This is a genomic window from Nitrospiraceae bacterium (genome assembly GCA_035623075.1).
Lineage (GTDB): Bacteria > Nitrospirota > Nitrospiria > Nitrospirales > Nitrospiraceae > DASPUC01.
Map to the genome: position 1 here is coordinate 38150 of DASPUC010000033.1, position 20708 is coordinate 58857.

Genomic DNA, 20708 nt, shown 5'->3' on the forward strand with positions numbered 1-20708 from the left:
AAGTTAGTGCTTCTTCAACAAGTCTTGTTCGAGCAGTTCGCGGAGTGGTTGGTGTTTGTGGGACGAAGTGTCTGCGGAATTGATCCACGGCCGCTTGCAGTCCTTGTAGCTCCTCCTTTCAGTCAATCGAGGGGAGGGCGACGGACACGACTCTCTGGTGAGGTGCTAACAAGAGCTTCGCGTTGTCTCCGTTCACCCTGCTGTTCTCTCTTCTCGGAGTGAGCAAAGTTCCCGGTTCGACCCGACTTCTTCTCTTGATGGCCCATCCCTCTTAACGCACCTTACCGGTTCGATACTTTCTTAAATGTGTTTGGTCGGGACTGAGAAAGGCGATTTGTCTCGTCCCGAGATGAGAAGGGGGTGAGTCCCATTTCGACCTCGATCATGGCCAATCTGCTCATAGGGGTGGTTGGAGCGCTCCTCGGAATCGGGCTGTACGAGATCATTCGTCGAACGGCGAGTGGTGCGAAACAATCTCGTGCGGAAGAACAGTCTCGTCAAGTCGTGCAGAACGCACAACGAGAAGCGGAAAATATTATCAAGGAAGCCAAGCTCGAAGCGAAGGATCATATATTGCAGTCGAAAGCGGAACTCGAAAAGGAGCAGAAGCTTAAGTTGGCGGAACTGTCGACTACCGAAAAACGACTGGTTCAGCGCGAAGAGACCATGGAAAAACGAGTCAGTGTGCTGGATCGACGAGATAGTGAAGCCCAAAAGCGGGAGCAGGAACTCGCGAAGCGTGACGAGCGATTGACGGCCAAAGAAGCCGCCTGTGCGCAGGCGGAAAAAGAACATCGCGAGGCCCTGGAGCGGGTTGCTGGTATGACGGCCGATGAAGCGAAAAAACATCTGCTCCAAGAAATGGAAAGTCAGGCTCGGCTCGATGCTGTCGGCATTGCCAAACGCACTCTCGAAGAGGCGAGGGAGAGTGCAGAGCGGGAGGCTCGCGAGATCATTACTACTTCTATTCAACGGGTCGTGCGTGACTATGTCTCAGAGTCGACGATTTCAGTCGTCCCAATTCCGAATGATGCCATGAAAGGACGAATTATTGGACGTGAGGGAAGAAATATTCGCGCGATTGAAGCAGCGACCGGAATCGACCTGATCATCGACGAAACTCCAGAAGCTGTGATTGTCTCCGGTTTCGATCCGCTTCGGCGGGAGATCGCGAAGGTGTCCCTCGAGCGGTTGATGCATGACGGTCGGATCCATCCCACACGAATCGAAGAGATTGTCGAGAAAGTCAAAGCGGACATCGACAAGGTGATGATAGAGGAGGCGGAGAAGATCATCTTCGAGCTAGGGCTCTCCGACTTCCATCCGGAACTCGTCAAGGTTCTGGGCCGGCTGAAATACCGCACGAGCTATGGACAGAACAATCTTTATCATGCTCGAGAAGCCTCCTACATTTGTGGGATCATGGCGTCGGAACTCGGCTTGGATGTGAAATTGGCCCGACGAGGTGCTCTGTTACACGACATTGGCAAGGCAGTGAGCCACGAAGAGGAGGGCCCGCATGCCATGTTGGGTGCCGAGATCGCCAAAAAGTACGGCGAAAGCGAGAAGATCGTCAATGCAATTGCGGCCCACCATGAACAGGTACCGCCTCTGTGCCCGGAGTCAGTCCTGGTGGCTGCGGCGGAGGCGCTATCAGCCGCAAGGCCGGGTGCCAGACGGGAGGCGTTGGAATCTTATGTCAAACGACTGGAGAAGCTCGAATCACTGGCCACAGCGATTAAGGGCGTGCAGAAGGCCTATGCAATTCAGGCTGGTCGCGAAATTCGGGTTATCGTCCGACAGGAGGATCTCACTGACTCAGAATCGTTCCAGCTGTCTCGAGATTTAGCCAAGAAGATTGAGCAAGAGCTGACGTATCCTGGCCAGATCAAAGTGACGGTCATTCGAGAAAGTCGATACGTGGAATACGCCAAATGAAGGTTCTTTTTATCGGCGACATCATGGGGGAGCCTGGTCGCCGCGCTATTGCCAGAGCCGTCCCTCGGCTGGTGTCTCAACGACAGGTTGATGTGGTCATTGGCAACGGCGAGAACGTAGCAGGGGGATTTGGAATAACGCCAGAATTGGCGGAAGAATTGTTCGAACTGGGATTGGTGGTCATTACCACCGGTAATCATGCCTGGGATAAAAAGGAAATCCTCGACTATTTCCCTCGTGAGCCACGACTGCTTCGGCCGGCGAATTACCCTACCGGAGTTCCCGGCCAAGGGAGTTATGTGATCGAGACCCCCAGCGGTGAACATCTCGCTGTGCTCCACCTCATGGGCCGAGCCTATATGCCAACGTTGGATTGCCCGTTCCAAGTGGCAAAAAAAGAGTTAGCCAGTCTGAAAAAACGGGCTTCGGCGATTATCGTCGACATGCATGCCGAAGCCACGTCGGAAAAAATGGCCATGGGGCACTATCTCGACGGTGAAGTCACGGCAGTGGTCGGAACCCATACACATGTGCAGACCGCCGACGAGCAGATTCTTCCAAAGGGAACAGCATATCTGACAGACATTGGAATGACCGGTCCCCTCCATTCCGTGATCGGAGTGAAGAAGGAATTGGCGATTGAAAAGTTTCTCACCGGCATGCCGCGTCGATTCGAAGTCGCAAGTGGCCCCACTGTATTCTGTGCGGCTCTGGTTGAGCTGGAGGCTCGATTGGGGAAGGCCCTGTCCATCGAACGGATTCGGATTGTCGACTAACGGAGTCCGCTACGCGCGCACGCGAATCTTCTGCTCCTCTCTTCTCTGATACCCCGCCGAGACGGATCCTGACCGTTGCGGAACTCACGGGTTTGATTCGGACGTCGATCGAAGCACAGTTTTCGGACATCTGGTTGGAAGGCGAAATTTCCAATCTCCGTGCGCCAGGGTCAGGACATCTCTACTGTACCCTCAAAGATGGTACCAGCCAGATTCGGGCGGTGCTCTTTCGATCGAATGGTCTTCGGTTGCGGTTTGCATTACAAGAAGGGTTGCATGTGATTGTGCGCGGTCGGCTCACTATCTATGAGCCGAGGGGGGAGTACCAAATCGTCCTCGAGCATGTCGAACCGAAGGGGATTGGTGCTCTTCAGCTGGCGTTCGAACAACTTAAGGAGCGGCTTGCCGTGGAGGGCCTTTTCGATCAAAAGCGGAAGAAGTCACTGTCGGCCTTTCCTCGCACTATCGGTCTCGTGACATCAATCTCGGGAGCGGCTATCCACGATATCCTTACGGTCCTTCACAAGCGGTGGCCGCTTCTGCATATCATCATCGCACCGGTACAAGTGCAAGGCGAAGGAGCGACAAAGCAGATAGCTGACGCGGTGGCTTCATTGAACGGCATTCGTGAGATTGACGTCATCATCGTGGGCAGGGGTGGGGGATCCTGGGAAGATCTCTGGAGTTTTAATGAAGAGGCTGTCGTGCGTGCAATCGTGGCGTCGCGTATCCCGGTGGTATCGGCGGTCGGCCATGAGATTGATGTGACCTTGGCCGATCTTGCTGCTGATGTTCGGGCTCCGACGCCATCAGCAGCAGCTGAAATGGTAGTGCCTGTGCTGTCTCACTTGGTAGATCACCTGGAGGATTGTGCTGTTCGAATACAGCGGGTGATGACACGACGCTGTCTGCTCGAACGTCACCGGATCGAGGCCTATTTGGGTGAGATTTCCCATGTGCGTTTTTATATTCAAGAAAGCTCTCAGCTTGTTGATGAACTGACGAGTCGTCTCTGTCAGGCTGTTGACGAACTGATGAGCATTATAAAACAGCGTGTGCAAGACAGGCATCAAGATCTTCTCGCTCATAATCCACTCCTTTTCGTTAAGCAAGGCCTCACGCTCATCCCTCAGCTCGTGACGAGACTGCATCAACAGATGAAAAACGTGACGTTCCATCGTCACCAACGAATCCAACACGCGGTCACAGAACTGAATAACCTCAGCCCCTTAGCCATCCTTGGACGCGGCTATAGCATTCTCCAGAATGTTCGGACAGGTCGAATTATCCGTCATACACAGGATGTTCGTGTAGGAGATGAGTTGGAAGCCAAACTCGCGAGAGGTCAGCTGGGCTGTATTGTTAATGAGGTAATCCCTCATACCTCAACTTGAATTCTCATTGATGAAAGGTATAATGACATCAATTTTGAGATGATAGGGAGGAAACGTTGTGGCCACAGTGAAGTTTGAGCAGGCGATGGCGCGGTTAGAGGCCATTGTCGGTGAGTTGGAAAGAGGAGATTTACCGTTAGACGAATCCCTCAAGATTTTTGAGGAAGGGATTCGTCTGTCAAAGAGTTGTTTGAAGGTGTTGGAAGACGCGGAGAAAAAAGTCGAAGTGTTGGTCCAAGACAAGAATGGAAAGAAGAGAATTCACGCCTTTTCCTCTGACGATGAGGCTGATGAATCTTCCTCTTAGGTCGCCTGGCTCGCCTTCCACGAGAAACCTACTCTCCCGCTACTTCATCGGCGTTTCTCCATGGATTTCAAAGGGTGCATGTTGAAAGAACGATTAGACCGCCTTTTGGTAAGTCAACGTCTTGTCTCAAGTCGTGAAGTCGCCGTACGAGCGGTGTTGGCTGGGGGAGTCCTGGTCAATGGAGTCGTGATTGACAAACCGGCAAAACTCATTCCCACAGATGCGCGAATTGAAGTTATGAAATCCGCACCGTTTGTGAGCCGATCCGGTGAAAAACTGGCTGCTGCGTTAGATGCGTTTCATGTCGATCCACGGGAAAAGGTAGCACTGGATGTTGGATGTTCAACGGGCGGCTTTACTGACTGTCTATTACAGAGAGGGGCTAGACACATTTATGCAGTGGATGTGGGATATGGACAATTCGATTGGCGGCTTCGACAAGACCCACGGATTAGTCTCTGCGAGCGGACTAATATCCGCTATGTTGACCGCACGGTTGTACCGGAGCCGATCGATCTCGCCGTGATCGACGTTTCCTTTATTTCGTTGACCTTGGTATTACCCCGTGTAGTCTCCTTGCTAAAAGATACGGCAGCGATCGTTGTGTTAATAAAACCACAGTTTGAGGTTGGTAAGGGAGAAGTTGGGAGGGGAGGGATTGTTAAGGATGATAGTCAGCGTCGGACCGTAACAGACAAGGTAATCGCATGCGCGAGCAAACTTGGACTTCGCGTAAAAGGAGTGCTCGACTCTCCTGTGCATGGCCGGAAGGGAAACCGCGAGGTCCTTGTCGGATTTGAACGAGGAGAGGCGGCTAAGTAGAAGACGAGAGCAAGACAAGGGCAAGGGTGCAATCGCAGGAGGGAGCATGAAGGTTCTGGTGACCGGAGGAGCCGGATTCATAGGGTCTCATATAGTTGATCGTCTGGTTTTGGAAGGGCACGAAGTCATTGTTGTTGACAATCTCTCCACAGGGAAGCGACGTAATCTCAATCGCGCAGCTCGTTTCTACAAGATTGATATTCAGAGTTGGCGGCTTGAGAGAGTCTTTCGCAACGAACGCCCAAATGTGGTGATGCATCTTGCAGCCCAAATGGACGTCAGAAAATCCGTTGAGGATCCGGTTTTTGATGCGCAAGTGAATGTGCTGGGGATGCTTAATGTATTGCAGCATTCGGTGAAATACGGAGCGCGAAAAGTTATTTTCTCTTCGTCTGGTGGCGCAATTTATGGAGAACAGGAGGTATTTCCTGCACCCGAAACTCACATCACTCAGCCACTCTCACCCTACGGGCTCAGCAAGCTTTGTGGCGAGCAATATCTGTCCTACTACCAGCGTGTTGGCGGAATCCAAGCGGTGAATCTTCGTTATGCGAATGTGTATGGCCCTCGCCAGGATCCCTATGGGGAAGCCGGTGTCGTCGCGATCTTCATTCAAAAACTACTCAATAATGAACAGGCGATCATAAATGGTAATGGTCGGCAGACGAGAGATTTCGTGTTTGTGGATGATGTGGTTGAGGCAAACCTTGCTGTGATGGGACAGGAAACGCAGGGCACTTATAATGTGGGAATGGGGATCGAAACGTCGATCAATGACCTATTCAGAATACTTGTAGAGCAGATAGGATCGAAGTGCAAAGAGCTCCATGGTCCTGCGAAAAAAGGGGAGCAAGCCCGGAGCGTCATTGATCCGACGAAACTTCGACTAGAACTCTCATGGGAGCCACGAGTCGAACTGTCCGAAGGCCTCAAACGGACTGTGTGCTATTTCCAGGAAAGAATGGGTTAGCGCTGGAAACGAGAAGGGACTCCAGTCGTGGATCTAACAGTTTCAGTGCTTCACGGCTAGTACCGAGGCACAGCCCCATCCACCTGAACTGACCAGGCGTCGATTCCACCGACCAAATTCTTTACGTTCGTGAATCCTTGCTGAAGAAGAAAATTAGTAGCGTCCGCGCTTCTCATGCCGTGATGGCAGATGGCAATAATTTCTGCATCCCGGTTCAATTTAGCCACCGACTGAGGAAGTGTTCCAAGAGGAACAAGGATTGAGCCCGTTAGCTTGGCCAGGTCGTATTCCCACTGCTCCCGCACATCGAGCAGAACCAGCTTTTCGCCCTTGTCGAGTCGCGTTTTAAGTTCTTTGGGAGAAATCGTAAAGCCCATCGCGCAACCTCCGCACAAAAATATCATATGTGAGAAATTAAAAGGGTGTCAATGAGACTGCCGCATGCTTGTGTTGGACAGCTGAGTACGTTTGGCAAATTCAAAGGCACTAGGGATTTCAAAAAGGCAAGGATTGACGCGAAGCACATAACAAAATTTGTACATTTTTGTCATTTTTTAGCCATTGTGACGTTTTTTGAACTTCATCAGAGCTTACAGTTAGGAAGTTGAATATTTGATCCGTGCACGTAAGGTGATGATTAATAATGACAAATTGTCTTTACGATACGTATTTGGCCCAGATTTTGCTTTTCTTTAATCCGTGGGCTATGGTCGTTGAAAGGCGGAAGGTTCTTCTGTAAGGTTGCCCCGCCAATGCAAAGGCCATCAGGGAGCAAAAAATTCTCAGGGAGAGCGCTCGTAGTTTTGATTACTGCACGAGACGCGCAACAGGCTGTGAAGATTGGAAAACGCGTGGTAGAGGCGAGGTTGGCTGCTTGCGCCAATGTTCTTTCTCCCATCCGATCAATTTATCGTTGGGAAGGAAAGATGGTTGTGGAAAAAGAGACCTTGGTCATTCTAAAGTCCACCGCTGACCGTTACCCCGCCCTTGAGAAATTGGTCCTGGAGTTACACTCATACAAAGTACCAGAGATTATTGCGTTGCCTATTAAAAGAGGTTTCAAACAATATCTGGGGTGGATTGTGAGCGAAGTCCACACGTAATTGTGGGGAAAGAGACTAGTTCAATACCATAGTGAGGGGTTGACCGAAGCTGGTTTGGTAGGTAGACTCGTCGAGTGTTTTTCTTTCACATAGCTGTGGAGTCCTCCGACAGGGGGCTAAATATATGGGCCAGATGACCGGAGCAGAAAACAACGATACCTATACGGTGGTTATTTTTCGTGGATCTACGGCCAAGCCGCTGCGATTCAGTTTTCCACGGAGATTCGTCCGCAGGTTACTCATCGTAGGCTCTCTCTTTCTCTTGGCCGACTTGTTGGTGGTTTCACACTACCTCATTAGAACGAGTGAAGTCTGGGAACTCTCGGCGTTCAGAACTGAAGCGATGAGTGCCCGTGAGCAAACAGCTGCGTTTGCGGTTGCAATTGATGACTTGAAGAAACGCCTTACCAGTATGAAGGAGGTTAACCAACGGCTTCGCGTCATGCTGGGAATTGAAACTCCAAAAACTGGGGATGTTGTGAACGGTCGGGGCGGTGAAGATGTTCCCCTTCCAGAAGAGAACCGGGTACCAGCCCAAGACAAAACGGTTGGCAATGAGGTTCAAATTCAGCATTCTAGTCTCGTGCCTTCAGCTAAAGGTGCGCAGGTTCCCAGCGTATCGACAACTCTGCATGGATTAACCAGCGGTGAAGCAATTTCAGCAGTGGGCGAGGGTATTGACTGGCTTGAGAAAGAAGCGGCGAGCCAGGAACAGGTTCTTCAGGAGTTATCCGAAGCGGCGGAACGGAAATCCGCGCGATGGGCTGCAACGCCTTCGATATGGCCTGTTAAGGGGTGGATCACGTCCGGGTTTGGTCCGAGAGTGTCACCGTTTACTGAAAAACCGACTTGGCATGACGGGCTAGATATTGGAGCAGCGGCAAATGCCCCGGTTCAGGCGCCAGCCCAAGGCCGCGTGACTTCGGTCGGGTTTGATCCAAAGCTCGGGAATATGGTGAAACTTGACCATGGGTTTGGAATTGAGACGCTCTATGGTCACCTCGCTAAACCGTTGGTGAAGGAAGGACAGCGAGTCAAGCGGGGCGACGTTGTCGGCCTTGTAGGCAGCAGTGGCCTCGCGACAGGACCACACCTGCACTATATGGTGAAAGTCAACGGGCAGGCTCTTGATCCTTACAAGTACATCCTCGACTAATACAGAATTCCACAAGGCCGTCCGCCACAATTTCTTCCCCAGACATTCTTTATCTCCACCTCGTCGTCATTGTGGGAAGAAAATGTCTCTCTTCTTGAGACATTCAAAGCCACAAACGTAGTCGACTACTAGTCCATCTCATTCAGATTCCATGTGCTATACTCCGCTACTCATGGATGTGAAACCTTCTCTATTGCTTCTTGAAATATGACTGACCTCGAAATAGCTAGGTCGGTTCGCCCTCAGTCAATTCAGTCAATTGCTCAGAAGCTCGGCATTGCACCAGACGAGCTAATCCTCTACGGAAAATTCAAAGCGAAAGTGTCTTTGGCTGTTCTGGCTCGTCAAGAGGTAAAACGATTAGGTCGATATATTCTTGTCACTGCAATTAATCCAACGCCTCTTGGAGAGGGAAAGACCACGACCTCGATCGGATTGGCGATGGGACTGGCAAAGATAGGGTGCCGGAGCGTTGTCACTCTCCGGCAACCCTCCTTAGGTCCGGTATTCGGCATCAAAGGAGGAGGAACGGGGGGAGGCCGAGCTCAGGTCTTGCCGATGGAAGATATTAATCTCCATTTTACAGGCGATTCCCACGCTGTATCTGCCAGTCACAACCTTCTATCCGCGTTTATTGATAATCACATCTTCCATGGAAACCTCCAGCAACTTGATCAACAGAATATCCTCTGGCCACGAACCTGCGGAGTAAGTGATCGCACCCTGAGAAACGTGACCCTATCGGATGAGACCAGAAGTCGCGTAGGGCACTTTGTCATTACCGAAGCTTCGGAGGTCATGGCGATTTTGGCGCTCGCCCTGAACCAACAGGACCTTCGGAGTCGATTGAACCGTATCGTGATTGGATTGACCAAAAGTGGCAGGCCTGCTCGCGCAGAAGAGTTGGGATGTGCGGGATCAATGACGGTCTTGCTCAAAGAGGCGTTACTGCCGAATTTGGTTCAGACATTGGAGGGGACGCCTGCCTTGGTGCATACCGGTCCTTTCGGGAATATTGCACATGGCAATTGCTCTATCTTGTCTGACGCCATTGCAATGCGGTGTGCGGATTATGTCGTTACTGAGGCCGGATTTGGGAGCGAACTTGGAGGCGAGAAATTCTTCAATATCAAGTGTCGGGCGTCCGGGTTCAGGCCAGCTGCGGCAGTCGTTGTAGTGACCCTACGTGCGCTCAAGCTGCATGGTGGCGGCGGTGTGGTCAAGGTAGGAGCTCCATTGCCTGCTGGTCTGACTGGCCCAAATCAGGACGCGCTAGCCAGAGGTTTCGTCAATCTGGAGCAGCATATAGCCAATGTGAAAGAACACGGAGTTCCAGTTGTGGTCGCAGTCAACGCATTTAGTGAGGATACTCAATTCGAATTGGAATGGGTCAGAGAAAAGTCTCGCGAAGCCGGGGCGGTGGATGCCGCAATTTCGACGCATTGGGCGGAGGGCGGCAAGGGAGCAGAAGCATTGGCTGCCGCGGTGGTGAAGGCGACGGAACAAGGAGCGAAGTTTACCCATCTATATGATGTAAGCTGGTCGATTAGGGAAAAAATTGAAACCATCTCCACGAAAATGTATGGTGCGGCAGGGGTCACTTACTCTCCCGAAGCGGAACAGCAGCTTGATCTAGTCGAAACGTTAGGATTCGGTCAACTCCCTGTCTGCATGGCAAAGACTCCCCTCTCGCTTTCTCATGATCCAATGCTTAAGGGGCGCCCAACGGGGTTTATCCTTCCGATTAAAGAGCTGCGCTTGCTCGCCGGGGCCGGATTTGTGACCGCTGTCTCCTCTGGAATTCAACTGCTGCCGGGCTTACCGAAGAGGCCAGTGGGAGAAAGGATCGATCTGGATCCGTCAACTGGTGAAATTGTAGGTTTGTCGTAGGCAGGTTAACGCTGCTTCAGATAGCGGAAGAATTCTGCATCCGGACTCATAATCACGGTCGATTTCTCGTTGAATGCCTTCTTGTAGGCTTCCATCGAGCGGGTAAATTCGAAGAACCGCGGATCTTGCCGGTACGCGTCCGCATAGATGCGAAAAGCTTTGGCATCACCTGAACCGCGGAGTTCTTCTGATTCTTTATAGGCCTGCGCGAGGATAATCTCTCGATCTTTTTCCGCTTCCGATCGAATCTTCTGTGCCTCTTCGGCTCCTTCCGCACGATATTGCTTGGCCTGCTGCTCGCGCTCCGCTTGCATCCGTTGGAAGACTGTTTTCTCATTTTCCTGCGGAAGGTCCGCCCGCTTGATCCGAACATCCTGGATTTCAATCCCGTAGGCAGACGCCTTCTCATTCGATCGCTGCGTCACGACCTTCATCAGTGCTGCCCGTGCTGTTGAGACGATTTCGAGCAGATCATGGCGCCCGAGTTCGACGCGAAGTTCTGAGTAGATAATGTCGTGCAACCGTTGCAATGCTCCCCGTTGACTTTGGAAGTTTTGATACACCTTCAACGGATCGGTGATGCGCCACTTGGCGAAGTTGTCGAGGAGGAGCGTTTTTTTGTCTTGTGTAATTACGTCTTGAGGTTCTGAATCATAGTCGAGGAGTCGTTTGTCGAAATATGTGACCTCTTCAAAAAACGGCATCTTTACGTACAGTCCGGATTCCAGGATCGTGCGGACTGGTTTGCCCAGTTGGACGACAATCGCAGTCTGTGTGACATCAACGACGAAGAGCGGCGAAGCGCCCAGCACGAACAGGCCGAGGACGACGATCACGAGCCCAATCATAATCCCTTGCTTCGTCATGGCTTGCGCTCCTCTTGCGAAGCCGATGCCCGTCTGGATGAGCGGTCCACCGGTAAATAGGGGAGCAGGCGTTCACCGCCCTTGCCATCGATGATCACTTTTTCGACGTTCGGAAGAATTTCTTCCATGGTTTCAATGTAAATTCGCTTGCTGATGGTGTCTTTGGCCTGATTGTATTCCTTCAGCGTCGCAAGGAAGCGATTGGCCTCGCCCTGCGCACGGTTCAGCCGAGCCTGGGCGTAGCCTTTGGCTTGGTTTACGACCTGGGCGGCTTCACCCTTGGCTTTCGGCAGGATATCGTTCCGATACCCAATCGCCTGATTAATAAGTTTCTCACGGTCCTCCTTTGCATTTGTCACGTCCTTGAAGGCCGCGGCAACCGCTTCAGGAGGATCCACGTCCTGCAGCTGCACGGCAGCCACCTGAACGCCTGCTTGGTATTGATCTAAGACTTTTTGGAGGAGGTCTTGCGTATCCTGTTGAATCTGCGCTTTGCCGGTGGTCAAGGCTTCGTCGATCTTACTCTTGCCGATCACCTCCCGCATAGAAGCTTCCGCTGCTTTGCCGATGGTATCATGGATGTCGGCGACGTTGAACAGAAAACTCGCAGCTTCTTTGATCTTGAACTGCACGATAAACTCGATGGCCAGGATATTCATGTCTCCGGTCAACATCAGCGCTTCTTGCGGGATCATTTGCTGACGACCTTGCCGATCGGTTCGGAAGCCAATTTCCACGCGATGCAACTTCGCTACCTTCGGCTGAAGTACGGTTTCCACTAGCGGGATCTTGAGATGAGGGCCTGGGCCGACTGTGCGGACCGGGGTTCCGAACCGTTTTACGACACCTTCCTCGTCTGGGGACACGATGAAGGCACTTTGCCACACCAGAAAAATGAGCAGGCCGGCAATAAGGATATTGCGAAAGCCGCTGGAAGGAACCAGATTACGCAGTTGACTTTGGGCTTGCTTGAAGGCGTCGTCGAACTGATCGCCTCGTTTGCTCCACGGATCTTTGGGGTCCCAGACCATGACAATTCTTCAGGGAGTGCAATGCAGCGATGAGCGGGCTCACCTTAGCAGACTAGTGTGAGCGGTGCAACACGGGACCTTGTTTATGCTGTGACCGCACCGCCGCAGGAAGAACCGGCACCGGCGGTACAGCCGTAGCAGTGGTTGCGTGTCACGATCTGTCTTGAGGCAAGAAGAGCCAAGTTAAAGTCACGAATATGTCGGGGGGCACCGTGACCGAGAGGGAGATCCAACATCTGGTTAAAGTCACAATCATACAGGGTGCCATCCCAGCCGATGGAGATCATCGACCGACACATGACGCCTGACGCAGCCGCAGGGTTGAATGCGTTCGCAAGGCGCTCCATATAGCCGTCATAATTCCCGCTCTCGACCAGGAACTCCAGGAAGCGACTGATCGGCATATTGGTGATGGTATAGAGGTGATTGAACATGATCCCGTGGTGGGTGCTCAATTCACGCCGGAATTGCGCTTCAATCGCATCTTGCTTCGGTGGAAGAAAGGCTCCGACAGGGTTGTAGACGAGATTCAAGACCAGCCCGCTTCCTTCACGTCCGTAACCGAGGCGGTTCAGCCGCTTCAAAACCTCCATCGATTTTTCAAAGACTCCTTCACCCCGCTGTGCGTCTGTTTGTGGGGCACGGTAGTAGGGAAGGGAGGCGACGATTTCCACCCGGTGTTCCGCCAGAAAATCGCCCAAGTCCGATTGAGAAGGCAGTAACAGCACGGAGAGATTACACCGATCCATCACATGGCGCCCGAGCGCGCGTGCCTGCTCGACCAGCCATCGAAAATTCGGATTCAATTCTGGCGCCCCACCAGTGATATCGACTGTTGGAATAGCAGTTTTAGCCAAGACCTCCATGCAGAGAACCGCAGTCTCGTGTGACATAGTCTCCCTACGATCCGGCCCCGCATCCACATGACAGTGTCGGCATGTCTGATTGCACAACTTTCCAACATTGATTTGAAAGATGCTTAAGCCGGTCGCTCGAAGCGGGTGCATTCCTGACTGTTCCAATCGTGAATCAAACGGCTGAGCCGACGGGGTCTGCGCCAAGATACGGAGTTGCTCGGCAGCCGAGGCCAGCGGACTTTGTCGGCCAAGAAGAGTCAGAGGCATAGAGTTTAACAGCACACGCCGCCCGGGTTGCACACAGTTGCCTCGCCGTCGGGAATCTGTCCCGCGCGATTGAGAATGACGAAATGGGAGGCATACGGATCCGACTCCAGGACACCGCGAGTTTTCGAGCAGATTTCGATCGGTTCTCCTCGACGATAGACGTGCTGATCGTCGTCCGCCACCTCCACAAACGGGCCGGCAAAGAACGCAAAATCTCCCCGCCAAATGCAAGGTGCTTGAGTGGGTAATACAGAGGACCACCTGGAATCGGAACGGTCCAGCCATTGAGGGTCTGGAGATTGAATGAACAAGTCAGCCAGTGGAGGCTGGCTCAGCAGGGCCGAGGTTTGAGCGGTGATAGGTTGAGGGATACCGCGGAGATACGCGGTGCCCATTTCGTCCACCGCACGACTAAAAGGACCCCGCAGAATCGCAAAACGTGGAGTAGCCTGCGTAGGTCCCGGTGGAAGCTTGTACCCGGTAAGAGTCACGGAGAAAAAATGAATACCGTCAACAACCTGCCACGGTGCATACGTAGTCAAGTGAATGCCGAGAAACCCAGCCTGCACCATCGATGCTGTGTAATCGCTCAACGTAAGTGCGCCCGACAGACAGTCGCCCCACTTCTTGGCATCGTGCACGAGATACTGCGGAACGGTTTGATCCGTCACGATGTCGGAAATAGTAAACCGCCCTCCCGGCTTGGTGACTCGGAACATTTCCCGAAAGACCTTGCGTTTGTCCGGAGCGAGGTTGATCACGCAATTGGAGATGATGACGTCGATCGTTTCATCTTCCACCGGCATCGCGTCGGCAGTCCCTTTGCGGAATTCGACGTTAGAGGTTGGATAACCCAAGTTCGTTGCGACGATGGCAGCGTGTTTACGCGCAATCGTCAACATTGTGTCGGTCATGTCGATGCCAATGACGTGACCGCTGGGACCCACGAGCCGCGAGGCTTCGAAACAGTCGACGCCGCCACCCGAGCCGATATCGAGAACCGTTTCACCGGGCCTCACAGTTTTCAAGCCGGCCGGCGTTCCACAGCCGTAGGAGATCTTGAGCACGTCTTCGGGAATGAACGTCTTGAGGTCGGCAAAATTGTAGCCGGCTGGACAACAGATTTGCTCGCCGGTCGATGCAGCTCGTGTGTATCGTTCACGTACGTGCTGTGTTATCTCGTCAAGCGTCATAGACTCCTCACAACGGTAAGAATGTGCAAGGTTCTCCGTCTATCAAGAGAACAAGGACAACGTCAACCACCATGTCCCTGGCATTGTATCACCACGTCTTGGTCTCTTCATGGCCCTTCCCTCCTCAATGCTCTCTGGGTAGGCGGTCCGGCGAATGAGTGTTGTTTCCAAAGCCACCAGTAGATCGCGACATTCAGGAAAACGACCGCGCAACCCAGGATCATTTGGACTTCTCGAGTGAGAGCATCAGGGTAGAGAATCGGGAGGAAGTAATGCGTCATGAAGTCATCGTCATAGCCGGCCTCGCCCGCCTGTTCCCGCAGCCAATTCTCCAACGGTGTCAGCGGACAGATCCAGCCGCTGAATTCCACGAAAGCCCCCCACGCAGCGGCCGGTAAGTGTAGCCAGACCATGCGGCGCCACTTCAGGATAAGTATCCCACCGAGCAGCACGAAGCCGACAAAAGTGGCGTGGACGAATAAGACTAGATCTGCGGACAGGTGATACCACATAGCCGTCTAGCTGTAGCCACAGTGCATCGTGAGCGACCGTGAAGGGAGAAGAGCAGTCTGGAGGAAAACAACTGAGGATGCAAGAATCAGCGGATCGTGAGCGTTGAAACACTCTTGCTATGCCGAAAAGCCGGCAGTATGCTTCCCGCTCCGGTCGAGAAGTAGAAGGAAGGATAGGTCGGATGTCTCTGACGACGCGGAATGATCGTGGCCCCGTCAGGTTGCGGATTCCTGACAAGACGGCTGTGGTGTGCATCGAGCTTGCCATCCTCTGTCTATTCATAGGAGGTTGTCTCGAAGATCGTCGTGCAGACAAGGCCTATCTGAAGAGTGATTATCGCAAGACCGAGCAAGAACTGCGATATTTGGCCGAGCACGGCGACGTGCGCGCACAATACGATCTTGGGGTGTTATACGACAGAGGCCAAGGGGTCCCACAGGATAACCAGGAGGCGATGAACTGGTATCGCAGAGCAGCGGAACAAGGTGAGGCGCGGGCGCAATATAACCTCGGGCTGATGTATGCGAATGGACAGGGGGTCTCCCAGGACTATGTAGAAGCATACTACTGGATCGCTATTGCCGCGGCTCAAGGGAATGTCCACGCTGTGGAAGCACGAGGGTACTATTCCGAGAAAATGACACCGGATCAGATCACCAAAGCGAAGCAACTGGTAATCCAACGAGAATCGTCTGACAAGAGGGCCAAGTCTTGTGAGATCTGCGACTATTTTAGTGTAGAGAGCAAGCCGTATTAGAGCGCCAACGACTCGTCCGCAGCCCATGAAAGGACGAAAGGCTAGAAGGGCAGACGTGCTGGTTCGTCTCCCGGATGACGAGGGTAGGTCAGAACCCCATCGCGTGCCACCGCAAACGTCGTCAGTGAATGAACGAGCGCCTCATTCCGATTCAAAATGTGCCGGACCATCCAGCCACGAATGGTCAGCATATCCGCGATCAGCGACCGGTGGCAGCGCCAGGGGATGGCTTCGGCGCACATGATCGCCGTCCGTTCACTCTCGCCATGCGCGATGATCTCTTCAATTGCTCTGAGGAATTCTCCCGTCTGCATGTAATCCGCATAGCCTCGGAAGCTGGCATTGCGCCACCCTGCATTCAAGGAACCTTTCATCGGTTTTCGTAACCCGCCGAGTTGAACGGAGTGCTGATAACGCATGTCGGCCTCGGCCAAGCTCCTGGCCAACGCTTCTGTATTGAATTGTGGATTGAAACGTGAGCGAGGTACGGTGCGGACATCGACCAAGAGCACGATCCCATGAATGCGTAGCAAGTCGAGCAACTCGCCAATCGGTCGCGTCGAATGGCCGATGGTCCAGAGTGTCGATGCCATGGTTCGGTCATTTTGACACGGCAGAGGGGCCATCGTCACCGGCGAGGACCATGACAGATGTTAGTCGGGCGGGAGTTTGGCGGGATCGACTTCCAACAGACGGTGGCGCCCGTTCGACACATGTTCGACTTTGAAGAGTCGCTCACCCAGTTGGATCGTGCCCGTCACCACGGTGCTGTTCACGAGCAGCGTCACGTCTCCACGAGTGGAGCCCTTGAGGACACCACGAACGACGGCGGAGTCGTTGAATTTTGACAGGGTAGATGAAATCTCCAGTTGATACTGAACACCGTCAAAGAGCTCGATGGTCACGGGCGGATGCGGCCTGGCGCCGGCGTCTTTCACAATAGCGAGCAGCTGAGGATCGAACGCAATCGCTCGCTCACGGATGACCCATGGTTTCCGGAGAGGCATGGGCAGATCGGCTTGCGTGTCGGAAGGCAGATCACGCCAGAGAGCATTTGGTGCAGGAGATTCTCCCGCAAGAAGAATGCCGGCGCACAGGCACTCGACGAGCGCACAGACGATGAGCAGGCCAATCCGTGCCTTGGTTAGACGAACCATCGGGCGATCATTTCGGTTTGCAAGGTGATCAGGACCCGAGAATCATTATAGGGTGTGGATGGCGGCTGCGCGAGGAGAATCGAGATGTCGCCATCGAAACTTATAGCAGGTTGCGTGCAGAGACGACCCGAACCGCAATAGGAAATGTCAGCTGATCGTCGCGCCGGTACTGGTTGGCTGCCTGAAGAATAAGACGTTTCACCTTGGCCATCTGATCGGTCGAGAATTTTGCCATGAGATTTTGGATCGGCGCGGCCAGCTCCATCAGGCTGGTGAAATACTCCTCGGCTGAGGCATATGACCACTCGGCAAGAAATTCCTGCTCCGTCACATCGACGAACCCAGCTTGTAGGAGCATGCCTGTGAGGTCTCCGGGGTTAGCGAGGCGAAAAATACCGGGAACGGTGGGGTCGGGAGGCGGCAGCTCGACCACTTGCTTGATTGAGTCCATGGACACGCGGAAGGAAGGATTCTTGTCCAGAGCGGACCAGACGGATGCCGCGAACCATGCGCCTGGTCTTAATACCCGCGCGATTTCTGAAACCGTCCGCGGGATTTCCGGTAGGAACATCAGACAGAAGCGACTGGTCACGGCGTCGAACGAAGCTGCTCCGAAGGGAAGCGTGGTCACGTCACCGGTCCTGAGCGTCACGTTGCTCAGGCCGAGCGAGGCAGCCTTCCGCCTCGCCACAGCCAGCATCTGCTCGGCGAGGTCAATGCCGACCACGCTGCCGTTGGGGCCCACGGTCTGCGCCGCCAGGAGGGCGGGATAGCCTGTCCCTGATCCAAGATCGAGCACGTGCATGCCGGGCCGCACACGCGCATCGGCGATGAGCCGGTGATTGAGGAACACCATCTGCCGCTCGAAGAAGGGATCCCACCTCTCCCACCCGCCGGCGACACGATTCCAATCCTCGCGTTGGCTTTCGATAACTTGCTGAGGCGTCTGGTGCCACATTTCACGCTCCCACAGGGGCTGACGCAGTAGCGAACGCGTCGGTGGCAGCCAATGAGGTCATCGCTCCTTCCTGCTCAGGTCCCTACTTAATGGTTTGTAGTGTTGTGCGGAGCTCCTGGAGTTCGGCCACCATCAAGTCGAGGTGTTGATCGCGCTGGGGCTGGTCGTCCTTGAATTTCCACAACCGTCTGAATATGGCGTAGAGCTCCTTCTTGTGTGTGACAGCCAGGTCGTACGCGGGGGTTTCCGCTTGTTCTTTCGTCACATCGCAGAACGAATCACTCAGCGCATGAAATTGGTTGTGGAAATCGTCCAACGCATTGTCCATGCCCTTTCCGCCTTTGGCGGCCTTGGCGCTGGCCTCCATCATATTCGTCAGATTAACCATCGTGTCGACGCCTGTCGCACCCTTTGCCTGGTTTCGATAGTCGCCGGCGCGGGGATAAAACAGGTAACTGCATCCGGTTAATGTGATCAACAACACGGCGACCATGAGAAGACGTATCATGTTTCGCATAAGCACCTCCGTAACTTGAGACATAGCTTACCGAGCTTCAATGATCTATTCAAACGCAGGCCGATTCAGTCACGCAGGAGGAACGATCGGCGAGTTGGATCGGGGGATATGCTCTGCGCATGATCGATCATGGTCAGCTACACATCGAGGGTAATTAAGAATCCTCATTATATGAGAAGGGTAGCGAAGTAGATGGTCATTGGTATTACTGCTAGGGCCATTTTCCTCGATATACAGGAGAGCCGGTCTCGTATTAGGTATGGCGGCCTCGCGCCATCCGAAGAGGCATCGTCATGATCAGCACCATGGATGGCGGGGGTACTCTCTCCGATGGTCGTGCCAGCGACTGCAAGGTCTTGGCGGATCGCACCACGACTCGGCTGACTCAAGCAACGGCACTCATCCTGCGTGGCGACGGTTCAGAAGATGCGGCATAAGGTCCTTGATGATGAGCGCGCAGCCCGCCGTACCAAGACAGACGCTCCTGAACGTCGACGCGAACTGCGAATTGTCCGTCTCCGCCCCTGCACATTTTGCATGATGCAAACGACAAGTCGGGGGACGGCCACGCTCGCAGAGGGGGAAGGCACGGCGGTCGACGACAGTGCGACGGGCATGCGGCTTCTGTTGGGCATTGCTCCTCCCGAGGGGCAGTTGCTGGAAATTCAGACCATCCAATCATTATTAAAGCGCTCGATTTATCTCGTAGAAGTCTGTTGGACTAAGCCTGTGCGGAAAGATGCCCACGGTCGGTTATATCTCGTCGGTTGTCGACTGATGTTTGATCCTTCCCACTACTGGGCCCTCTAGTTCGAACCAGTAATCAACACCCGTGTCTGCGTGCCGTGCAGGGACGTCCTGTTCGTCCGTCCCGGTAGTCAGAAGACCCCCCAAGCTAGTCACTTGCCTCGCCAATCCAGAGGGAGGTATGATCGGCCACCCTTCCCCGAGCATCTAAAGAGGAGACGCCATGGCCACGCGCACCGCTCCCCCGAAACAACGGATCTCACTCGACCGCAGCATCGAGCGCATGCGAAAACAGCTCGCCGAGCTAGCTCACTTTTTGGGTAAAGGGAAACCAACCCGCAGCGTGGAAGAGTTCGATCTGGAAACGGAACGGCTGATCAGTGATCTGATGGGGCAGACCTCCGACTTGCTGCATGCCTATGAATATGCGGAGCTGGGAGAGGCGGCCGGATTAGTGAACATGACCGACGAGGCGCCAGAAAGCGCCGATGTCGATGGCCAGCGGCAGAGTCTCCTACAGCGGAGCCGAGTGTTGGAGAGCTGCGTGGCGGAACTCGAGGCGCGCCGGGCTGCGGAGCCCAAGAAAGCCAAGGCCAACCGCCAGACCCTCATTGGTCCGCAAGTGGCCGAACACATGACGCCAGAGGTTCGGAGTTTGTCTCAAGATGCAAGCCTGCGGGAGGCAGGGCAGCTGATGCAGAAATGGAAACTCGGCTCGCTCCTCCTCACAGACAATCAATCGTATGTAGGATTCATCACGGATTCAGCCCTCGCCCGCGACGTCGTGGCCAATGGACTCAATCCTAATACCACACCGGTGAAGACCTGCATGCGAAAGCCGGTGGTAGCGATCGAAGGCAATCGCCCGATTATCGACGCCGTGCGCCTGATGAAAGAACAGGCGACGCGGCATCTGGCCGTGACGCAAGACGGACAGATCATCGGCGTAATCTCCGTATCGAACATTCTGCGGTACTACTCAGGCATCGTGTAGCAGTCGGATTCAGCACCACAATTCAGGAGCCATTGGAGGTGCAATATGGGGCCGGTGAAAGCGATCGTGAAGGGTGATTCGTTGTACGAGGCGGTAGGAGGAAAGCTGATCAAGGCCGGGTTCACGAGTCGCAAAGAAATCGAGGACTACGTCAATCATCACTATCTCGTCTTGCCGGTCGTGGACAATGCCGGCAACGCGTGGCTGATCGACGGAAAGCCGGTCTATTGTCTTCGTGGAACGCAATATGAGACCGTGAACGATGAACGAGTCCACCTGGCCCGGTGTCCGGATTGCGGCGGTATGGGAATCAGATCAGACGAGATTACGGTCGAGTCGGATTGCATCCGCTGTGCAGCCTGCGGGCATGAATTTGATGCACGGCTCGAAATGATGGAGACGTGAGAGAGGACAAGCGAACAAGATTGGAGGGAGTGTTTATAGCGGTCGACGTGCGCACATAGGGATCTAACCGGGGTGCCTCACGCGTACCCT

Annotated in this window: 24 protein-coding genes; 14 read left to right on the forward strand and 10 right to left on the reverse strand. The window is 53.7% G+C overall.

Annotated features, from left to right (window positions below; all coding sequences use genetic code 11):
- The first annotated feature begins 360 nt into the window (after positions 1 to 360).
- The 6 genes from rny to VEI50_11305 all read left to right on the forward strand — a co-directional run bounded on the left by rny (position 361) and on the right by VEI50_11305 (position 6207).
- Positions 361 to 1938: a ribonuclease Y gene (gene rny / locus VEI50_11280; protein HXX75703.1), complete on the forward strand. Its 1578-nt coding sequence runs from the start codon at positions 361 to 363 to the stop codon at positions 1936 to 1938.
- A complete protein-coding gene (locus VEI50_11285) occupies positions 1935 to 2714 on the forward strand; it encodes a TIGR00282 family metallophosphoesterase (GenBank protein HXX75704.1) in 780 nt (259 codons plus the stop codon). Before rny ends, VEI50_11285 begins: the two co-directional genes overlap by 4 nt.
- 68 nt (positions 2715 to 2782) lie before the next feature.
- On the forward strand, positions 2783 to 4108 hold the full coding sequence (gene xseA / locus VEI50_11290) for an exodeoxyribonuclease VII large subunit (protein ID HXX75705.1): 1326 nt from the start codon (positions 2783 to 2785) through the stop codon (positions 4106 to 4108).
- A gap of 58 nt (positions 4109 to 4166) precedes the next feature.
- On the forward strand, positions 4167 to 4415 hold the full coding sequence (gene xseB / locus VEI50_11295; protein ID HXX75706.1) for an exodeoxyribonuclease VII small subunit: 249 nt from the start codon (positions 4167 to 4169) through the stop codon (positions 4413 to 4415).
- Positions 4416 to 4493: 78 nt separating this feature from the next.
- A complete protein-coding gene (locus tag VEI50_11300; GenBank protein HXX75707.1) occupies positions 4494 to 5237 on the forward strand; it encodes a TlyA family RNA methyltransferase in 744 nt (247 codons plus the stop codon).
- A gap of 46 nt (positions 5238 to 5283) precedes the next feature.
- Positions 5284 to 6207, forward strand: coding sequence for an NAD-dependent epimerase/dehydratase family protein (locus tag VEI50_11305; GenBank protein HXX75708.1), 924 nt, complete (start codon positions 5284 to 5286; stop codon positions 6205 to 6207).
- A 56-nt stretch (positions 6208 to 6263) separates the two neighbouring features.
- Here VEI50_11305 and VEI50_11310 read toward each other — a convergent pair whose 3' ends face one another.
- A complete protein-coding gene (locus tag VEI50_11310; GenBank protein HXX75709.1) occupies positions 6264 to 6584 on the reverse strand; it encodes a rhodanese-like domain-containing protein in 321 nt (106 codons plus the stop codon).
- A 375-nt stretch (positions 6585 to 6959) separates the two neighbouring features.
- Between VEI50_11310 and cutA the strand changes: the two genes are divergently transcribed.
- The 3 genes from cutA (at position 6960) to VEI50_11325 (ending at position 10356) form a co-directional block, all read left to right on the forward strand.
- Positions 6960 to 7310 (forward strand): divalent-cation tolerance protein CutA, encoded by a 351-nt coding sequence (gene cutA, locus VEI50_11315; protein ID HXX75710.1) that lies wholly within the window; start codon positions 6960 to 6962, stop codon positions 7308 to 7310.
- A gap of 124 nt (positions 7311 to 7434) precedes the next feature.
- Entirely contained in the window at positions 7435 to 8466 is a 1032-nt protein-coding gene (locus VEI50_11320; GenBank protein HXX75711.1) for a M23 family metallopeptidase, read from the forward strand.
- Positions 8467 to 8673: 207 nt separating this feature from the next.
- A complete protein-coding gene (locus VEI50_11325) occupies positions 8674 to 10356 on the forward strand; it encodes a formate--tetrahydrofolate ligase (GenBank protein ID HXX75712.1) in 1683 nt (560 codons plus the stop codon).
- A 5-nt stretch (positions 10357 to 10361) separates the two neighbouring features.
- On the opposite strand, the gene hflC is transcribed toward VEI50_11325, so the two are convergent.
- The 5 genes from hflC to VEI50_11350 form a co-directional block, all read right to left on the reverse strand.
- Positions 10362 to 11222 carry a protease modulator HflC gene (hflC, locus tag VEI50_11330; GenBank protein ID HXX75713.1) on the reverse strand — a complete coding sequence of 287 codons (861 nt, stop codon included), beginning with the start codon at positions 11220 to 11222 and terminating at the stop codon, positions 10362 to 10364.
- Complete coding sequence (hflK, locus tag VEI50_11335; protein ID HXX75714.1) at positions 11219 to 12253, reverse strand: FtsH protease activity modulator HflK; 1035 nt, start codon at positions 12251 to 12253, stop codon at positions 11219 to 11221. The genes hflC and hflK overlap by 4 nt, the downstream gene beginning before the upstream one ends.
- A gap of 83 nt (positions 12254 to 12336) precedes the next feature.
- Positions 12337 to 13377, reverse strand: coding sequence for an arsenosugar biosynthesis radical SAM (seleno)protein ArsS (arsS, locus tag VEI50_11340; GenBank protein ID HXX75715.1), 1041 nt, complete (start codon positions 13375 to 13377; stop codon positions 12337 to 12339).
- Positions 13378 to 13382: 5 nt separating this feature from the next.
- Positions 13383 to 14570: a methyltransferase domain-containing protein gene (locus tag VEI50_11345; protein ID HXX75716.1), complete on the reverse strand. Its 1188-nt coding sequence runs from the start codon at positions 14568 to 14570 to the stop codon at positions 13383 to 13385.
- A gap of 107 nt (positions 14571 to 14677) precedes the next feature.
- On the reverse strand, positions 14678 to 15082 hold the full coding sequence (locus tag VEI50_11350; GenBank protein HXX75717.1) for a DUF2784 domain-containing protein: 405 nt from the start codon (positions 15080 to 15082) through the stop codon (positions 14678 to 14680).
- 182 nt (positions 15083 to 15264) lie between these two features.
- Here VEI50_11350 and VEI50_11355 point away from each other — a divergent pair, with 182 nt between their 5' ends.
- The gene (locus VEI50_11355; GenBank protein ID HXX75718.1) at positions 15265 to 15840 is read left to right on the forward strand and encodes a tetratricopeptide repeat protein; all 576 of its coding nucleotides are present in this window, start codon (positions 15265 to 15267) and stop codon (positions 15838 to 15840) included.
- A gap of 41 nt (positions 15841 to 15881) precedes the next feature.
- Here the strand turns inward: VEI50_11355 and VEI50_11360 are convergent, their stop codons facing one another.
- The 4 genes from VEI50_11360 to VEI50_11375 form a co-directional block, all read right to left on the reverse strand.
- A complete protein-coding gene (locus VEI50_11360) occupies positions 15882 to 16433 on the reverse strand; it encodes a DUF488 domain-containing protein (protein HXX75719.1) in 552 nt (183 codons plus the stop codon).
- Positions 16434 to 16493: 60 nt separating this feature from the next.
- Positions 16494 to 16997 (reverse strand): hypothetical protein, encoded by a 504-nt coding sequence (locus tag VEI50_11365; GenBank protein HXX75720.1) that lies wholly within the window; start codon positions 16995 to 16997, stop codon positions 16494 to 16496.
- Positions 16998 to 17097: 100 nt separating this feature from the next.
- A complete protein-coding gene (locus VEI50_11370) occupies positions 17098 to 17955 on the reverse strand; it encodes a methyltransferase domain-containing protein (GenBank protein ID HXX75721.1) in 858 nt (285 codons plus the stop codon).
- Between the two features lie 82 nt (positions 17956 to 18037).
- Positions 18038 to 18472, reverse strand: coding sequence for a hypothetical protein (locus VEI50_11375; GenBank protein ID HXX75722.1), 435 nt, complete (start codon positions 18470 to 18472; stop codon positions 18038 to 18040).
- Positions 18473 to 18765: 293 nt separating this feature from the next.
- Between VEI50_11375 and VEI50_11380 the strand changes: the two genes are divergently transcribed.
- The 4 genes from VEI50_11380 to VEI50_11395 all read left to right on the forward strand — a co-directional run bounded on the left by VEI50_11380 (position 18766) and on the right by VEI50_11395 (position 20618).
- Positions 18766 to 18909: a hypothetical protein gene (locus VEI50_11380; GenBank protein HXX75723.1), complete on the forward strand. Its 144-nt coding sequence runs from the start codon at positions 18766 to 18768 to the stop codon at positions 18907 to 18909.
- Entirely contained in the window at positions 18899 to 19282 is a 384-nt protein-coding gene (locus VEI50_11385; GenBank protein HXX75724.1) for a hypothetical protein, read from the forward strand. Before VEI50_11380 ends, VEI50_11385 begins: the two co-directional genes overlap by 11 nt.
- Positions 19283 to 19442: 160 nt before the next feature.
- Positions 19443 to 20213, forward strand: coding sequence for a CBS domain-containing protein (locus tag VEI50_11390; GenBank protein ID HXX75725.1), 771 nt, complete (start codon positions 19443 to 19445; stop codon positions 20211 to 20213).
- 45 nt (positions 20214 to 20258) lie between these two features.
- On the forward strand, positions 20259 to 20618 hold the full coding sequence (locus tag VEI50_11395; GenBank protein ID HXX75726.1) for a hypothetical protein: 360 nt from the start codon (positions 20259 to 20261) through the stop codon (positions 20616 to 20618).
- Positions 20619 to 20708: the final 90 nt, after the last annotated feature.

Coding starts and splice junctions, on each gene's coding strand:
- VEI50_11285 (HXX75704.1), top strand. CDS start 1,935: ATGAAGGTTCTTTTTATCGGCGACATCATGGGGGAGCCTGGTCGCCGC.
- VEI50_11300 (HXX75707.1), top strand. CDS start 4,494: ATGTTGAAAGAACGATTAGACCGCCTTTTGGTAAGTCAACGTCTTGTC.
- VEI50_11305 (HXX75708.1), top strand. CDS start 5,284: ATGAAGGTTCTGGTGACCGGAGGAGCCGGATTCATAGGGTCTCATATA.
- VEI50_11310 (HXX75709.1), bottom strand. CDS start 6,584: ATGGGCTTTACGATTTCTCCCAAAGAACTTAAAACGCGACTCGACAAG.
- cutA (HXX75710.1), top strand. CDS start 6,960: ATGCAAAGGCCATCAGGGAGCAAAAAATTCTCAGGGAGAGCGCTCGTA.
- VEI50_11320 (HXX75711.1), top strand. CDS start 7,435: ATGGGCCAGATGACCGGAGCAGAAAACAACGATACCTATACGGTGGTT.
- VEI50_11325 (HXX75712.1), top strand. CDS start 8,674: ATGACTGACCTCGAAATAGCTAGGTCGGTTCGCCCTCAGTCAATTCAG.
- hflC (HXX75713.1), bottom strand. CDS start 11,222: ATGACGAAGCAAGGGATTATGATTGGGCTCGTGATCGTCGTCCTCGGC.
- hflK (HXX75714.1), bottom strand. CDS start 12,253: ATGGTCTGGGACCCCAAAGATCCGTGGAGCAAACGAGGCGATCAGTTC.
- arsS (HXX75715.1), bottom strand. CDS start 13,377: ATGCCTCTGACTCTTCTTGGCCGACAAAGTCCGCTGGCCTCGGCTGCC.
- VEI50_11345 (HXX75716.1), bottom strand. CDS start 14,570: ATGACGCTTGACGAGATAACACAGCACGTACGTGAACGATACACACGA.
- VEI50_11350 (HXX75717.1), bottom strand. CDS start 15,082: ATGTGGTATCACCTGTCCGCAGATCTAGTCTTATTCGTCCACGCCACT.
- VEI50_11355 (HXX75718.1), top strand. CDS start 15,265: ATGTCTCTGACGACGCGGAATGATCGTGGCCCCGTCAGGTTGCGGATT.
- VEI50_11360 (HXX75719.1), bottom strand. CDS start 16,433: ATGGCATCGACACTCTGGACCATCGGCCATTCGACGCGACCGATTGGC.
- VEI50_11365 (HXX75720.1), bottom strand. CDS start 16,997: ATGGTTCGTCTAACCAAGGCACGGATTGGCCTGCTCATCGTCTGTGCG.
- VEI50_11370 (HXX75721.1), bottom strand. CDS start 17,955: ATGTGGCACCAGACGCCTCAGCAAGTTATCGAAAGCCAACGCGAGGAT.
- VEI50_11375 (HXX75722.1), bottom strand. CDS start 18,472: ATGCGAAACATGATACGTCTTCTCATGGTCGCCGTGTTGTTGATCACA.
- VEI50_11380 (HXX75723.1), top strand. CDS start 18,766: ATGATCAGCACCATGGATGGCGGGGGTACTCTCTCCGATGGTCGTGCC.
- VEI50_11385 (HXX75724.1), top strand. CDS start 18,899: ATGCGGCATAAGGTCCTTGATGATGAGCGCGCAGCCCGCCGTACCAAG.
- VEI50_11390 (HXX75725.1), top strand. CDS start 19,443: ATGGCCACGCGCACCGCTCCCCCGAAACAACGGATCTCACTCGACCGC.
- VEI50_11395 (HXX75726.1), top strand. CDS start 20,259: ATGGGGCCGGTGAAAGCGATCGTGAAGGGTGATTCGTTGTACGAGGCG.